Source organism: Bacillus sp. FSL K6-0255 (assembly GCF_045040725.1).
In the GTDB taxonomy this organism is placed as follows: domain Bacteria; phylum Bacillota; class Bacilli; order Bacillales; family Bacillaceae; genus Bacillus; species Bacillus subtilis.
Genome location: NZ_CP150278.1, coordinates 903,359 through 918,019, shown reverse-complemented (window position 1 = coordinate 918,019; position 14,661 = coordinate 903,359). Strand labels below are relative to the sequence as shown.

Genomic DNA, 14,661 nt, shown 5'->3' with positions numbered 1-14,661 from the left:
CCGGTTACAGTCAGAAAGAAACATATTATTGCCCAGCACGACAATAACAAAAACAATTCCTCTACTTCCCCACGCTGGTACGAACCAGATCAGGTCCAAAGGGTTAAGAAGCTTACCTTCTCTCTCAGCCCGAAAGCGGGCACCCCCAGTAACTATTGATTTCGCACTCATCTTATCATAAAATCAATCTGAAAAAAAGAGGAATATAGATAATATTCAGCCAATTTCACCCTAAATATTTGACCGGCAACGGGATTTCAGCTATTTCATGTTCAGCCATCATCACCCGATATGCCTTTGCACCCGACCTTGAACTCACAGTCTGAAACAGCTGATCATTTATGAAATGGAGAGCAGCCCCATCATCCGCTGCATAGCCACTGCATAAGAACTTGTTAGATATCAGCTGGTGGTATGCCGGTCTCCGATCCTTTTCCCCGTCATAATGGGGACAAAAGCTCCCTTGCAAAAACCTAAACTTTTCAAACTTGTCAGCGGTCCGGCTGAATCTGTCACCCCTTCTTCAAACCAGCAGATCGCACCGGCACTTATTCCAGCTAAAACCACACCGTTCTTCCATGCTTCCCTGAGAATATGGTCAAGCCCCCACTCTTTCCATAACACAAGTAAATTCCGCGTATTTCCCCCGCCAACATAAATCACGTCCATTTCCATAACAAAAGAAGCTAAATCTGATGATGGCGGTTTAAACAAAGATAAATGAGACGGCACGCAATCCAATGTTTGAAATGCATGATAAAACCGCTGAATATAGTTTTGGGAATCTCCGCTCGCCGTCGGCAAAAAACAAATACGAGGCTGCTCTCGTTTTGATTGATTGAGGATATATTGATCGAGGGACAAATTATCCGGCTCCATCGAAAAACCCCCGCCTCCCATCGCAATAATCTGCTTCATCATCACACCCCCCAACAAAATTTGTTGCTTATTATAGCATTTTGTATAGAAGCAAGAAACAAAGCCAAATACTTTCTTATCAGGAGCTGCTAAAAAAACAAAGGAGGTGGTTTCCCATTGAACAAAGTCTTTGTCCCAAAGATATTCTTGATTTGTTAACAACAATAAAAACCAGCATTAACAAATACACTGTCGCAATAACAGAAGCCGAAAATCCCCACATCAGAAGAGCATTGCATGATCAATTAGATACAACTGTTTATCTCCATGATGAACTGTCAGATCTTCTGTTAGAAAAGGGGTGGCTCGGGTGAGCAATTACGCTTTTATCTTGCAGTAAAGACCACAAAAAGAGACGGGATCTCAAAGATGAGATGCCGTCTCTTTTTTATTGCTCCACTCTTCTTAAAGCCTCATTTACCGTTTCTTTTATAAACGCGTCTTCACCGCTTAATCGGTCTAAACTGAGATCGCCGTTTCTCAGCCTTTCGGAAATATTGTTTATATCCTCCTCTACTGTGATTTGCAGCTCACCAGCCAAAAACATTCTGTGTAATTCATCTGCAACCAAACTTTCTTTATTCACTTCCATCCACTCCTTTATTTTCAATATTATTCTTAGTCTGTCCCTAGGCCGAGACGAATAATAGGAAAAAAGTATGAATCAAACGAATCTTTTTTCCTCCTTCTTACGTATATCTGTTGAGAAAAAAGAAAAAGGGGAAGATCTAACATGTCATTTTTTAAGAAGCTTGCGGCAAGTGCCGGAATTGGAGCTGCAAAAGTAGATACAATTTTAGAAAAAGACGCATATTTTCCAGGAGAAGAAGTACAGGGAACGGTACATGTCAAAGGCGGAAAAATCGCTCAGGACATCCGTTATATCGATTTACAGCTTAGCACACGGTATGTCATTGTAAAAGACGATGAAGAGCACCGGAAATACGCTACAATTCATTCTTTCCGGGTCACTGGTTCATTTACCATACAGCCTGGTGAAGAGCATCAATTTCCGTTCACATTCACTCTGCCTCTAGATACGCCGATCACTGTAGGGAAAGTAGAGGTTGCCGTGGTGACAGACCTTGACATTCAAGGCGGTATCGATAAATCCGATCATGACCGCATTTTCGTTGAAGCGCACCCTTGGATTGAAAATGTGCTTGAAGCAATCGAAAACCTGGGCTTCCGTCTTAACGAAGCAGACTGCGAACAAGCGCCCTACTTCCAGCGTCGTCTTCCGTTCGTTCAAGAATTCGAATTCGTTCCGACTTCCGGATATTATCGTCAGATGCTTGATGAATTAGAGCTCATTTTCCTTTTAGACGAAGACGGTTTGGAAATCATTTTCGAAGTCGACCGCAGAGCAAGAGGACTCCGAGGGTGGTTGGAAGAGATGTATAATGACGGAGAACAGCTTGTACGCGTCCGTTTCAGCCAATCAGAGCTTGAAGATACAGAAGAGCTAGAAGAGGTGCTAGAAGAGATCCTAGACCAATACGCTGAGTAAGTATAAAAAGGAGCCTCGGCTCCTTTTCTTTAATAAAAAATAAAAACCCGTTTCTGTTAAGAAACGGGTTTTTCAGTATACCGGTGGTCGGGGTCGAACCGACACTCCAGAAGGAACACGATTTTGAGTCGTGCGCGTCTGCCAATTCCGCCACACCGGCAAGTTTTACATCGTATCTAACCGACGAATATAAATATATCATGGATCTCATAAAGTGTCAACGTATTTCAAAAAAGTTTTTATGGAAATATAAAATAAAAGTGTTGAAAGACTAGCTATACAGCCGCTTTATAATAGGCCTCGGAACTTAACTTGTTATGATAAATCAAAGCATTAAAAAAATGATCTACTTATGTAGATCATTAATATGATTAGTTATAATGATAAAACACAAACACCAATTCAACTTACCATGTAAGTAAAATTGGTGCCGAGGGCCGGACTTGAACCGGCACGGTAGTCACCTACCGCAGGATTTTAAGTCCTGTGTGTCTGCCAATTCCACCACCCCGGCAATAAGAAGGCGACACCCGGATTCGAACCGGGGATAAAGGTTTTGCAGACCTCTGCCTTACCACTTGGCTATGCCGCCGTAATTGGAGCGGAAGACGGGATTCGAACCCGCGACCCCCACCTTGGCAAGGTGGTGTTCTACCACTGAACTACTTCCGCATTTTTAATGGACTTAATACATTATATGCAGTTGATATAAAAAGTGAGACTGGGCTAGCTGGATTCGAACCAACGCATGACGGAGTCAAAGTCCGTTGCCTTACCGCTTGGCTATAGCCCAATGATAATATGGGGCGATTGATGGGAATCGAACCCACGAGTGCCAGAGCCACAATCTGGTGCGTTAACCACTTCGCCACAACCGCCATAATCTCAAGATGTCATAAATTTGGCAGGGGCAGTAGGAATCGAACCCACACCGGAGGTTTTGGAGACCTCTGTTCTACCGTTAAACTATGCCCCTATAAATGGTGGAGGGGGGCAGATTCGAACTGCCGAACCCTGAGGGAGCGGATTTACAGTCCGCCGCGTTTAGCCACTTCGCTACCCCTCCACATTAAATTTTGAAAAAACAGTGCCGGCAAGAGGACTTGAACCCCCAACCTACTGATTACAAGTCAGTTGCTCTACCAATTGAGCTACACCGGCATAGGTGGTGGCTCGGGACGGAATCGAACCGCCGACACACGGATTTTCAGTCCGTTGCTCTACCAACTGAGCTACCGAGCCTAAGTATTCAAATGGCGGTCCGGACGGGACTCGAACCCGCGACCTCCTGCGTGACAGGCAGGCATTCTAACCAACTGAACTACCGGACCATTTTAAAATTTGGTTGCGGGGGCAGGATTTGAACCTGCGACCTTCGGGTTATGAGCCCGACGAGCTACCGAACTGCTCCACCCCGCGATGATATAATGGTGGAGGATGACGGGCTCGAACCGCCGACCCTCTGCTTGTAAGGCAGATGCTCTCCCAGCTGAGCTAATCCTCCATCATATAATGACCCGTACGGGATTCGAACCCGTGTTACCGCCGTGAAAGGGCGGTGTCTTAACCGCTTGACCAACGGGCCCAGACTTTCAATTGTAATTATGTATAAGTATCAGTGGCGGAGAGCAAGGGATTCGAACCCTTGAGACGGAGTTGACCGCCTACACGATTTCCAATCGTGCTCCTTCGACCACTCGGACAGCTCTCCAATAATGGCTCCGCAGGTAGGATTCGAACCTACGACCGATCGGTTAACAGCCGATAGCTCTACCACTGAGCTACTGCGGAATGAAGTCTGCCTGGCGATGTCCTACTCTCACAGGGGGAAACCCCCGACTACCATCGGCGCTGAAGAGCTTAACTTCCGTGTTCGGCATGGGAACGGGTGTGACCTCTTCGCCATCATCACCAGACAATTTCAGTGACATTTAACATTATACTATGTATTCTTGAGAAAATCAAGTGTTTTTTTGAAAAACTTATTCTCTCAAAACTAGATAACAGGTGTGACATCATTCAAAAATATGGTTAAGCCCTCGATCGATTAGTATCTGTCAGCTCCATGTGTCGCCACACTTCCACCTCAGACCTATCAACCTGATCATCTTTCAGGGATCTTACTTCCTTGCGGAATGGGAAATCTCATCTTGAGGGGGGCTTCATGCTTAGATGCTTTCAGCACTTATCCCGTCCGCACATAGCTACCCAGCGATGCCCTTGGCAGAACAACTGGTACACCAGCGGTGCGTCCATCCCGGTCCTCTCGTACTAAGGACAGCTCCTCTCAAATTTCCTGCGCCCGCGACGGATAGGGACCGAACTGTCTCACGACGTTCTGAACCCAGCTCGCGTACCGCTTTAATGGGCGAACAGCCCAACCCTTGGGACCGACTACAGCCCCAGGATGCGATGAGCCGACATCGAGGTGCCAAACCTCCCCGTCGATGTGGACTCTTGGGGGAGATAAGCCTGTTATCCCCGGGGTAGCTTTTATCCGTTGAGCGATGGCCCTTCCATGCGGAACCACCGGATCACTAAGCCCGACTTTCGTCCCTGCTCGACTTGTAGGTCTCGCAGTCAAGCTCCCTTGTGCCTTTACACTCTGCGAATGATTTCCAACCATTCTGAGGGAACCTTTGGGCGCCTCCGTTACCTTTTAGGAGGCGACCGCCCCAGTCAAACTGCCCACCTGACACTGTCTCCCCGCCCGATAAGGGCGGCGGGTTAGAAGGTCAATACAGCCAGGGTAGTATCCCACCGATGCCTCCACCGAAGCTGGCGCTCCGGTTTCCAAGGCTCCTACCTATCCTGTACAAGCTGTACCAACATTCAATATCAGGCTGCAGTAAAGCTCCACGGGGTCTTTCCGTCCTGTCGCGGGTAACCTGCATCTTCACAGGTACTATAATTTCACCGAGTCTCTCGTTGAGACAGTGCCCAGATCGTTGCGCCTTTCGTGCGGGTCGGAACTTACCCGACAAGGAATTTCGCTACCTTAGGACCGTTATAGTTACGGCCGCCGTTTACTGGGGCTTCAATTCGCACCTTCGCTTACGCTAAGCGCTCCTCTTAACCTTCCAGCACCGGGCAGGCGTCAGCCCCTATACTTCGCCTTACGGCTTCGCAGAGACCTGTGTTTTTGCTAAACAGTCGCCTGGGCCTATTCACTGCGGCTCTCTCGGGCTTGCACCCTAACAGAGCACCCCTTCTCCCGAAGTTACGGGGTCATTTTGCCGAGTTCCTTAACGAGAGTTCTCTCGATCACCTTAGGATTCTCTCCTCGCCTACCTGTGTCGGTTTGCGGTACGGGCACCTCTCACCTCGCTAGAGGCTTTTCTTGGCAGTGTGGAATCAGGAACTTCGCTACTATATTTCGCTCGCCATCACAGCTCAGCCTTATGGGAAACGGATTTGCCTATTTCCCAGCCTAACTGCTTGGACGCGGATATCCAATACCGCGCTTACCCTATCCTCCTGCGTCCCCCCATTGCTCAAATGGTGAGGAGGTGGTACAGGAATATCAACCTGTTGTCCATCGCCTACGCCTTTCGGCCTCGGCTTAGGTCCCGACTAACCCTGAGCGGACGAGCCTTCCTCAGGAAACCTTAGGCATTCGGTGGAGGGGATTCTCACCCCTCTTTCGCTACTCATACCGGCATTCTCACTTCTAAGCGCTCCACCAGTCCTTCCGGTCTGGCTTCACAGCCCTTAGAACGCTCTCCTACCACTGTTCGAAGAACAGTCCGCAGCTTCGGTGATACGTTTAGCCCCGGTACATTTTCGGCGCAGAGTCACTCGACCAGTGAGCTATTACGCACTCTTTAAATGGTGGCTGCTTCTAAGCCAACATCCTGGTTGTCTAAGCAACTCCACATCCTTTTCCACTTAACGTATACTTTGGGACCTTAGCTGGCGGTCTGGGCTGTTTCCCTTTCGACTACGGATCTTATCACTCGCAGTCTGACTCCCAAGGATAAGTCATTGGCATTCGGAGTTTGACTGAATTCGGTAACCCGGTAGGGGCCCCTAGTCCAATCAGTGCTCTACCTCCAAGACTCTTACCTTGAGGCTAGCCCTAAAGCTATTTCGGAGAGAACCAGCTATCTCCAGGTTCGATTGGCATTTCACCCCTACCCACACCTCATCCCCGCACTTTTCAACGTGCGTGGGTTCGGGCCTCCATTCAGTGTTACCTGAACTTCACCCTGGACATGGGTAGATCACCTGGTTTCGGGTCTACGACCACGTACTCATGCGCCCTATTCAGACTCGCTTTCGCTGCGGCTCCGCATCTTCTGCTTAACCTTGCACGGGATCGTAACTCGCCGGTTCATTCTACAAAAGGCACGCCATCACCCGTTAACGGGCTCTGACTACTTGTAGGCACACGGTTTCAGGATCTCTTTCACTCCCCTTCCGGGGTGCTTTTCACCTTTCCCTCACGGTACTGGTTCACTATCGGTCACTAGGGAGTATTTAGCCTTGGGAGATGGTCCTCCCGGATTCCGACGGAATTTCACGTGTTCCGCCGTACTCAGGATCCACTCAGGAGAGAACGAAGTTTTGACTACAGGGCTGTTACCTCCTATGGCGGGCCTTTCCAGACCTCTTCATCTACCTCGTTCTTTTGTAACTCCGTATAGAGTGTCCTACAACCCCAAGAGGCAAGCCTCTTGGTTTGGGCTAATCCCGTTTCGCTCGCCGCTACTCAGGGAATCGCATTTGCTTTCTCTTCCTCCGGGTACTTAGATGTTTCAGTTCCCCGGGTCTGCCTTCTCATATCCTATGAATTCAGATATGGATACCACTCCATTACGAGTGGTGGGTTTCCCCATTCGGAAATCTCCGGATCAAAGCTTGCTTACAGCTCCCCGAAGCATATCGGTGTTCGTCCCGTCCTTCATCGGCTCCTAGTGCCAAGGCATCCACCGTGCGCCCTTTCTAACTTAACCGTTAAAAAGAATCACTATGTGATATCTTGTGTTACTAATTGAATGTGATGTCTACTGTTATCTAGTTTTCAAAGAACACGTTTCGAAGGAATGATCCTTCAAAACTAAACAAGACAGGGAACGTTCTGTTTATAAGACCCAAGGTCTTATATTCCGTATAATATCCTTAGAAAGGAGGTGATCCAGCCGCACCTTCCGATACGGCTACCTTGTTACGACTTCACCCCAATCATCTGTCCCACCTTCGGCGGCTGGCTCCTAAAAGGTTACCTCACCGACTTCGGGTGTTACAAACTCTCGTGGTGTGACGGGCGGTGTGTACAAGGCCCGGGAACGTATTCACCGCGGCATGCTGATCCGCGATTACTAGCGATTCCAGCTTCACGCAGTCGAGTTGCAGACTGCGATCCGAACTGAGAACAGATTTGTGGGATTGGCTTAACCTCGCGGTTTCGCTGCCCTTTGTTCTGTCCATTGTAGCACGTGTGTAGCCCAGGTCATAAGGGGCATGATGATTTGACGTCATCCCCACCTTCCTCCGGTTTGTCACCGGCAGTCACCTTAGAGTGCCCAACTGAATGCTGGCAACTAAGATCAAGGGTTGCGCTCGTTGCGGGACTTAACCCAACATCTCACGACACGAGCTGACGACAACCATGCACCACCTGTCACTCTGCCCCCGAAGGGGACGTCCTATCTCTAGGATTGTCAGAGGATGTCAAGACCTGGTAAGGTTCTTCGCGTTGCTTCGAATTAAACCACATGCTCCACCGCTTGTGCGGGCCCCCGTCAATTCCTTTGAGTTTCAGTCTTGCGACCGTACTCCCCAGGCGGAGTGCTTAATGCGTTAGCTGCAGCACTAAGGGGCGGAAACCCCCTAACACTTAGCACTCATCGTTTACGGCGTGGACTACCAGGGTATCTAATCCTGTTCGCTCCCCACGCTTTCGCTCCTCAGCGTCAGTTACAGACCAGAGAGTCGCCTTCGCCACTGGTGTTCCTCCACATCTCTACGCATTTCACCGCTACACGTGGAATTCCACTCTCCTCTTCTGCACTCAAGTTCCCCAGTTTCCAATGACCCTCCCCGGTTGAGCCGGGGGCTTTCACATCAGACTTAAGAAACCGCCTGCGAGCCCTTTACGCCCAATAATTCCGGACAACGCTTGCCACCTACGTATTACCGCGGCTGCTGGCACGTAGTTAGCCGTGGCTTTCTGGTTAGGTACCGTCAAGGTACCGCCCTATTCGAACGGTACTTGTTCTTCCCTAACAACAGAGCTTTACGATCCGAAAACCTTCATCACTCACGCGGCGTTGCTCCGTCAGACTTTCGTCCATTGCGGAAGATTCCCTACTGCTGCCTCCCGTAGGAGTCTGGGCCGTGTCTCAGTCCCAGTGTGGCCGATCACCCTCTCAGGTCGGCTACGCATCGTTGCCTTGGTGAGCCATTACCTCACCAACTAGCTAATGCGCCGCGGGTCCATCTGTAAGTGGTAGCCGAAGCCACCTTTTATGTTTGAACCATGCGGTTCAAACAACCATCCGGTATTAGCCCCGGTTTCCCGGAGTTATCCCAGTCTTACAGGCAGGTTACCCACGTGTTACTCACCCGTCCGCCGCTAACATCAGGGAGCAAGCTCCCATCTGTCCGCTCGACTTGCATGTATTAGGCACGCCGCCAGCGTTCGTCCTGAGCCAGGATCAAACTCTCCGATAAATGGATCACAGGTTAAGTTCACCGCATCCTGCGGCGACACCTGTGTGACCTGCGTCGTGCAGGCCCTAGTTTGACTGACTACGCACATCGCTGTGCGATTTTTTAAAAACTGAATTAACAGGTACGTTTTGTCTTGTTTAGTTTTCAAAGATCATTTTCACTTCTTATTGAAGCGACTTTATTAATATAACATTTTGACTTTCTTTTGTCAAATGTTTTTTTGATTTATTTTCCCGCCGCTGTGAGCTTGTTTTCTCAGAAGCGCATCAGCGACGTTTAATAATATAACACGGTCAAGAATCAGAGTCAACACCTTTTTTAAAAGAATATCCTCGGTGATAGACAGCCTGTCCTTTCGTTTCTATCTGGCAGACGTTGATAAGTCCCTTTTCCGTCAAGTAATCAAGCATAACGCCAAGATCTTGGGTAAAGTGCTTTAGGTCATGATGTTGAAGAAGCTCACCGAATTGCCAAATGTCTTTTTCTTTCATTACTTCGAAAAGATGCGCCGAACCGATCTCGGCTTTGGAATGGATGAGAAAATCATTTGCTAAGAATAATAATTCAAGTCTTTTTTCCAGGCTCTCATGACTTTCAATCAGCTCGGAATATAATTTGTACACTTGGGGCTCCATCTGGCGCACTTGGCTCCACACCGTGGTTTCGGGATGGAATCCTCTGTCGATTACTTCAATACGTGCTAAATGATGCAGCGCATGAACAACGGCATTGTAGGCATCTAAAAATTGATTGGCTTCAAAAAAAGCTTTCCCTTCAACATACCTTCTGATTAATTTGCCGTATTCGAGTCCGATCTTCAGTTTACGTTCGGCAAACGGAAATGTATTCAGCCTGTCAATCAGTTCAACTACGTATTCATTACGGTCAAACAAGACTCTGCCATTTACAATCCAATCTATGATTCTTCTATTTGTTCCAAGCAAAATCCATTCTTGAATCTGAGAATCTGTTACCACATGCAAAGAAGCTGTTTGATGATCAAATTCATAATGCTTTATAAAAACTGGCTCATCAGCATCCTTTACAATCACCAGCAAAGCTGCATCAAAGTTATCTGTTAAGGAAGATGTTTTGTTTCTTCTCTCAATCATAATGACAGCCAATGTATTGGGGTGACTTGCTCTTTCTTGGTAAATTGGACGGAGAAGATTTTCCATCACTATTCCTCCAATGCAATTGTTCAAATTTTTTTATTCTCTATTTGATTCAATTCTATGGTTAAAACGAAATTCCTTTTTTCTAAACACATTGAACTATTATAAACAATTTCACAGTAACTCTCCATATGTAAATTCCAGTTCAACCGAAAACATGAAGAAAATCCCATCGGGTTTGTGCTATAGTTAAAACAGAGGGGGATGGACATGGCGAAATACTCCAGCAAAATTAATAAAATCAGAACATTTGCGTTAAGTTTGGTTTTCGTTGGGTTTATCATTATGTACATCGGGATCTTTTTCAAAGAGTCAGTTTTGCTTTCTAGTTTGTTTATGATACTTGGGCTTTTATCCATCGGTCTCAGCACGGTAGTTTACTTTTGGATCGGAATGCTTTCGACTAAAGCGGTTCGCGTCATTTGTCCAGGCTGTGATAAAGAGACAAAGGTTTTAGGAAGAGTCGATATGTGCATGCATTGCCGAGAGCCGCTGACTTTAGATAAGGGATTAGAAGGAAAAGAATTTGATGAGTCTTATAATAAAAAGAAAATGTCGAAATAAAATAAGCTGACCGTTTCGTGCGGTCAGCTTATTTTTAATGATTTTCTTTTTTCGAACACTCTTGGCAGACGCCGTAAATTTCTAAACGGTGGTGGCTTACCTTGAAGCCCGTGACGTGGGCAGCGAGCTGCTCCACTTCATCAAGGCCCGGGTAGTGGAAGTCCACAATTTTACCGCAGTTTTCGCAAATCGCGTGATAGTGATCGGATGTGACAAAATCGAATCTGCTGGAAGCATCACCGTATGTGAGCTCTTTTACCAAACCTGATTCCCGGAACACACGCAAATTGTTATATACCGTCGCTACGCTCATGTTAGGAAATTTCCCTTCCAGAGCTTTATATATATCGTCCGCTGTTGGATGAGCCATAGAGTTAACGAGATATTCCAGAATCGCATGACGTTGAGGAGTGATGCGAACTCCGGTTTCCTTCAACGTTTCTAAGGCTTCTTTTAGTTCATGTGCAGCCATCCGTCATGCACCTCTCTTCTAAAAAAAATTCTTACATTGTAATGTTTATAATTAGTGTAACTCTTTCTACGATAATTTGTCAATTGATATCAGGGTAAAAGTAAGCATAGGCTCATAGAGATTTACTTTTCCGACATATCTTTGAGGGTTTGAAGCGCTTCGGCTACATGGTCCTTTACTTTTACTTTTCTCCATTCTTTAATGAGCCGGCCTTCTTTATCAATTAAAAAAGTGGAACGCTCGATTCCCATATACTCTTTTCCGAAATTTTTCTTCAGCTTCCACACATCAAATGCTTCCGCCAGCTTATGCTCGTCATCAACAAGAAGCAGAAATGGAAGGTTATGCTTCTCTTTAAATTTTCCGTGTTTTTCCTGGCTGTCCGGGCTGACGCCGATAATGACGGCATCCAGTTCAGCGAAGCTTTCGCGACTGTCCCGAAAATCGCATGCTTCAGTTGTACACCCCGGTGTCATGTCCTTTGGATAAAAATAAAGCACGATGTACTTTCCTTTATAATCCGATAATTTTACTGTTTCCCCATGATCACCTTTTAACTCAAGATCAGGCGCTTTATGTCCGATTTCTATAGTCATTACGTTACCTCCGGATGTTTTTTATTAAGCGTATCCAATTCTTGTCCAGATTACAACCATCTCAGCTGAATCTGAAGCCCGAAGCCATTGTTCTTGTTCGGAAGCATGCTACAATAGAAAGGACGCATGGAGATATAGGAGGTTTTTATTCTTGCATACAAAATCAATTGAACTTCACAATGAGGCATTACAGCACATTGTCGGCGGTGTAAACAGCCCGTCTAGATCATATAAAGCAGTCGGCGGCGGTTCTCCTGTTGCAATGGAGAAAGCAAGCGGCGCTTATTTTTGGGATGTGGACGGCAACAAATACATCGATTATTTAGCGGCGTACGGTCCGATTATTACAGGACATGCCCACCCGCATATTACAGAAGCGATTAAAAAAGCGGCAGAGAACGGTGTATTGTATGGAACACCAACGAAACACGAGGTTACATTTGCAAAGATGCTCAAAGAAGCCATTCCCGCTATGGACAAAGTAAGATTCGTCAATTCGGGTACAGAAGCCGTTATGACGACCATCCGCGTGGCTCGCGCATATACAGGCCGGACAAAAATCATTAAATTTGCGGGCTGCTATCACGGGCATTCGGACCTTGTGCTTGTCGCCGCAGGCTCCGGCCCGTCTACTCTTGGCACACCAGACTCAGCCGGTGTACCGAAAAGCATTGCAAACGAAGTGATCACAGTACCATTTAATGATATCGATAGCTATAAAGCGGCTCTTGATAAATGGGGCAGTGAAATCGCGGCGGTTCTCGTTGAACCGATTGTCGGCAACTTCGGTATCGTGGAGCCGAAAGAGGGCTTCTTAGAAAAAGTAAATGAATTGACACATAATGCAGGCGCTCTCGTTATTTACGATGAAGTCATTACGGCTTTCCGCTTTATGTATGGCGGCGCGCAGGATCTCTTACAGGTGAAACCAGATTTAACAGCACTCGGGAAAATTATCGGCGGCGGACTTCCGATTGGCGCCTATGGCGGCAAACAAGAAATCATGGAGCAGGTAGCTCCGCTAGGACCTGCTTATCAGGCAGGAACAATGGCAGGGAACCCCGCTTCCATCCTATCAGGCATCGCTTGTCTGGAAGTGCTCAAAGAAAAAGGCGTGTATGAAAAGCTTGATCACCTTGGCGCTATGCTTGAGGAAGGTATTTTGAAGCACGCAGAAACACACGGCATCACCATTACGGTCAACCGGTTAAAAGGTGCGCTCACGGTATACTTCTCTGATGAGAAAGTCGAAAATTACGAGCAGGCTGAACGGAGTGACGGAGAAACATTCGCTACGTTTTTCAAGCTGATGCTGGAACGCGGAATTAATTTAGCACCTTCTAAGTATGAAGCTTGGTTTATTACCACAGCACATACAGAGCAGGATATTAAAGACACGCTTGCAGCGGTCGAGGATGCTTTTAAACATCTTAAAAACTAGAATCAGATACCTTGAACAGGAGCTTTGAGCTCCTGTTTTTTTTATGGAATAAAACAACGTGTAAGATTTTGGTCTTTTTCTAGAAAAATAGCTTGAATATTTGTATCGATCCCTGTATATTACTTAATTGTTTAGCAAATAAACTAACCGGGAATTTTAAGGATTAGCCCATTTGCTATGTCACACAATTTACTATAGAAAGGAATGCACGCACAAACCAATGAAACTTGGTGCCCGCATTTTCAAAACCGGGATTGCGATTACACTTGCCCTTTATTTGGCTTCGTGGATCGGGCTTCCCGCACCGATTTTCGCTGGAATTGCAGCGATATTTGCGATCCAGCCGTCGATTTACCGCTCTTTTCTCATTATTATTGACCAGGTTCAAGCAAATATCATCGGAGCTGTGATTGCCACAGTGTTCGGCCTTATTTTCGGACCCAGCCCGATTATGATCGGGTTAACAGCAGTTATTGTCATTACAATTATGCTGAAACTTAAAATTGAACATACAATTTCAATTGCTCTTGTAACAGTCATTGCGATATTAGAATCTGCCGGTGACGACTTTTTAATGTTCGCGCTGATCAGAACAAGCACAGTCATCTTAGGGGTGCTTTCTTCCTTTATCGTCAACCTTGTGTTTTTGCCTCCTAAGTACGAAACAAAGCTGATTCATAATACCGTCGAAAACACCGAAGAAATTATGAAGTGGATCAGATTGTCCATGCGGCAGTCGACAGAGCATTCGATTTTGAAAGAGGATATTGAAAAACTGAAAGAAAAAATGATCAAGCTTGATCAGACATATCTTCTATATAAAGAAGAAAGAAGTTACTTTAAGAAAACCACTTATGTGAAATCAAGAAAGCTTGTCCTGTTCAGACAGGCCATTATTACTGCAAATCGGGCGCTTGATACATTGAAGAAGCTGCATCGTCTGGAAAACGAGATCTATCATATGCCGGAAGAGTTTCAGGAAACATTGACTGAAGAACTTGATTACCTGCTTTACTGGCACGAACGGATTTTGATGAGGTTTGTCGGAAAAATCAAGCCGCATGATGACGCGGTTGAAGAAGGCATCCGGTATAAGCAGCTTTTAACAAAGTCATTTTTAAAAAATCAGCAGAATACGGATGAGGAGCTTATTGATTACAACATGCTCAATATTATGGCAAGCGCCGTGGAATATCGCGAGCAGCTTGAACATTTAGAAACACTTATCACAAGTTTTCAAACGTATCATCCGAAAGACTGCGAAATAGAAACAGAAGAGTAACCCGGTTAAACAGCCGGGTTTTTTTATA

Annotated in this window: 9 protein-coding genes, 16 tRNA genes, 3 rRNA genes, 1 pseudogene and 1 riboswitch; of the genes and pseudogenes, 5 read left to right on the top strand and 24 right to left on the bottom strand. The window is 46.4% G+C overall.

What is annotated here, in order from left to right; translation table 11 throughout:
* Positions 1 to 49 precede the first annotated feature (49 nt).
* Positions 50 to 157: riboswitch (TPP riboswitch) on the bottom strand.
* A 69-nt stretch (positions 158 to 226) separates the two neighbouring features.
* A pseudogene (locus tag MHB62_RS04710) lies at positions 227 to 921 on the bottom strand (Type 1 glutamine amidotransferase-like domain-containing protein).
* Between the two features lie 38 nt (positions 922 to 959).
* On the opposite strand from MHB62_RS04710, the gene MHB62_RS04705 reads away from it, so the two are divergent.
* Entirely contained in the window at positions 960 to 1,232 is a 273-nt protein-coding gene (locus MHB62_RS04705; protein WP_072692951.1) for a spore coat protein, read from the top strand.
* A gap of 74 nt (positions 1,233 to 1,306) precedes the next feature.
* Here MHB62_RS04705 and MHB62_RS04700 read toward each other — a convergent pair whose 3' ends face one another.
* Positions 1,307 to 1,510 (bottom strand): hypothetical protein, encoded by a 204-nt coding sequence (locus tag MHB62_RS04700; protein WP_014479229.1) that lies wholly within the window; start codon positions 1,508 to 1,510, stop codon positions 1,307 to 1,309.
* A 141-nt stretch (positions 1,511 to 1,651) separates the two neighbouring features.
* Here MHB62_RS04700 and spo0M point away from each other — a divergent pair, with 141 nt between their 5' ends.
* Positions 1,652 to 2,428 carry a sporulation control protein Spo0M gene (gene spo0M, locus MHB62_RS04695; RefSeq protein ID WP_003233481.1) on the top strand — a complete coding sequence of 259 codons (777 nt, stop codon included), beginning with the start codon at positions 1,652 to 1,654 and terminating at the stop codon, positions 2,426 to 2,428.
* Between the two features lie 78 nt (positions 2,429 to 2,506).
* On the opposite strand, the gene MHB62_RS04690 is transcribed toward spo0M, so the two are convergent.
* The 20 genes from MHB62_RS04690 to MHB62_RS04595 form a co-directional block, all read right to left on the bottom strand.
* Positions 2,507 to 2,588 (bottom strand) — tRNA-Leu (locus MHB62_RS04690).
* A gap of 265 nt (positions 2,589 to 2,853) precedes the next feature.
* Positions 2,854 to 2,942: transfer RNA gene (locus MHB62_RS04685), tRNA-Leu, on the bottom strand.
* 7 nt (positions 2,943 to 2,949) lie between these two features.
* A tRNA-Cys gene (locus MHB62_RS04680) sits at positions 2,950 to 3,020 on the bottom strand.
* A 5-nt stretch (positions 3,021 to 3,025) separates the two neighbouring features.
* Positions 3,026 to 3,100, bottom strand: a tRNA-Gly gene (locus tag MHB62_RS04675).
* 49 nt (positions 3,101 to 3,149) lie between these two features.
* A tRNA-Gln gene (locus MHB62_RS04670) sits at positions 3,150 to 3,221 on the bottom strand.
* 9 nt (positions 3,222 to 3,230) lie between these two features.
* Positions 3,231 to 3,306: transfer RNA gene (locus tag MHB62_RS04665), tRNA-His, on the bottom strand.
* A gap of 24 nt (positions 3,307 to 3,330) precedes the next feature.
* Positions 3,331 to 3,404 (bottom strand) — tRNA-Trp (locus tag MHB62_RS04660).
* Between the two features lie 5 nt (positions 3,405 to 3,409).
* Positions 3,410 to 3,494: transfer RNA gene (locus MHB62_RS04655), tRNA-Tyr, on the bottom strand.
* Positions 3,495 to 3,516: 22 nt separating this feature from the next.
* A tRNA-Thr gene (locus MHB62_RS04650) sits at positions 3,517 to 3,589 on the bottom strand.
* Between the two features lie 5 nt (positions 3,590 to 3,594).
* Positions 3,595 to 3,670 (bottom strand) — tRNA-Phe (locus MHB62_RS04645).
* Between the two features lie 12 nt (positions 3,671 to 3,682).
* Positions 3,683 to 3,759 (bottom strand) — tRNA-Asp (locus MHB62_RS04640).
* 11 nt (positions 3,760 to 3,770) lie between these two features.
* Positions 3,771 to 3,847: transfer RNA gene (locus MHB62_RS04635), tRNA-Met, on the bottom strand.
* A gap of 9 nt (positions 3,848 to 3,856) precedes the next feature.
* Positions 3,857 to 3,932: transfer RNA gene (locus tag MHB62_RS04630), tRNA-Val, on the bottom strand.
* Between the two features lie 9 nt (positions 3,933 to 3,941).
* A tRNA-Glu gene (locus MHB62_RS04625) sits at positions 3,942 to 4,013 on the bottom strand.
* 34 nt (positions 4,014 to 4,047) lie between these two features.
* Positions 4,048 to 4,139, bottom strand: a tRNA-Ser gene (locus MHB62_RS04620).
* Positions 4,140 to 4,144: 5 nt separating this feature from the next.
* A tRNA-Asn gene (locus tag MHB62_RS04615) sits at positions 4,145 to 4,219 on the bottom strand.
* Between the two features lie 9 nt (positions 4,220 to 4,228).
* Positions 4,229 to 4,344, bottom strand: a 5S ribosomal RNA gene (rrf, locus tag MHB62_RS04610).
* Between the two features lie 111 nt (positions 4,345 to 4,455).
* Positions 4,456 to 7,383 (bottom strand): 23S ribosomal RNA (locus tag MHB62_RS04605).
* Positions 7,384 to 7,553: 170 nt separating this feature from the next.
* A 16S ribosomal RNA gene (locus MHB62_RS04600) occupies positions 7,554 to 9,103 on the bottom strand.
* The 16S, 23S and 5S rRNA genes sit together here with 16 tRNA genes alongside, the layout of an rRNA operon.
* A 293-nt stretch (positions 9,104 to 9,396) precedes the next feature.
* Positions 9,397 to 10,281: a nucleotidyltransferase-like protein gene (locus MHB62_RS04595; protein ID WP_003243727.1), complete on the bottom strand. Its 885-nt coding sequence runs from the start codon at positions 10,279 to 10,281 to the stop codon at positions 9,397 to 9,399.
* A gap of 207 nt (positions 10,282 to 10,488) precedes the next feature.
* Here MHB62_RS04595 and MHB62_RS04590 point away from each other — a divergent pair, with 207 nt between their 5' ends.
* Complete coding sequence (locus MHB62_RS04590) at positions 10,489 to 10,842, top strand: YgzB family protein (RefSeq protein WP_014479226.1); 354 nt, start codon at positions 10,489 to 10,491, stop codon at positions 10,840 to 10,842.
* Between the two features lie 34 nt (positions 10,843 to 10,876).
* On the opposite strand, the gene perR is transcribed toward MHB62_RS04590, so the two are convergent.
* Both perR and bcp read right to left on the bottom strand, forming a co-directional pair.
* Positions 10,877 to 11,314 (bottom strand): peroxide-responsive transcriptional repressor PerR, encoded by a 438-nt coding sequence (gene perR / locus MHB62_RS04585; protein WP_003223285.1) that lies wholly within the window; start codon positions 11,312 to 11,314, stop codon positions 10,877 to 10,879.
* Between the two features lie 122 nt (positions 11,315 to 11,436).
* Entirely contained in the window at positions 11,437 to 11,910 is a 474-nt protein-coding gene (gene bcp / locus MHB62_RS04580; protein ID WP_032723012.1) for a thioredoxin-dependent thiol peroxidase, read from the bottom strand.
* A 151-nt stretch (positions 11,911 to 12,061) separates the two neighbouring features.
* On the opposite strand from bcp, the gene MHB62_RS04575 reads away from it, so the two are divergent.
* Both MHB62_RS04575 and MHB62_RS04570 read left to right on the top strand, forming a co-directional pair.
* Entirely contained in the window at positions 12,062 to 13,351 is a 1,290-nt protein-coding gene (locus MHB62_RS04575; RefSeq protein ID WP_015715541.1) for a glutamate-1-semialdehyde 2,1-aminomutase, read from the top strand.
* Between the two features lie 220 nt (positions 13,352 to 13,571).
* Positions 13,572 to 14,633 carry an aromatic acid exporter family protein gene (locus MHB62_RS04570; protein ID WP_003233537.1) on the top strand — a complete coding sequence of 354 codons (1,062 nt, stop codon included), beginning with the start codon at positions 13,572 to 13,574 and terminating at the stop codon, positions 14,631 to 14,633.
* Positions 14,634 to 14,661 lie beyond the last annotated feature (28 nt).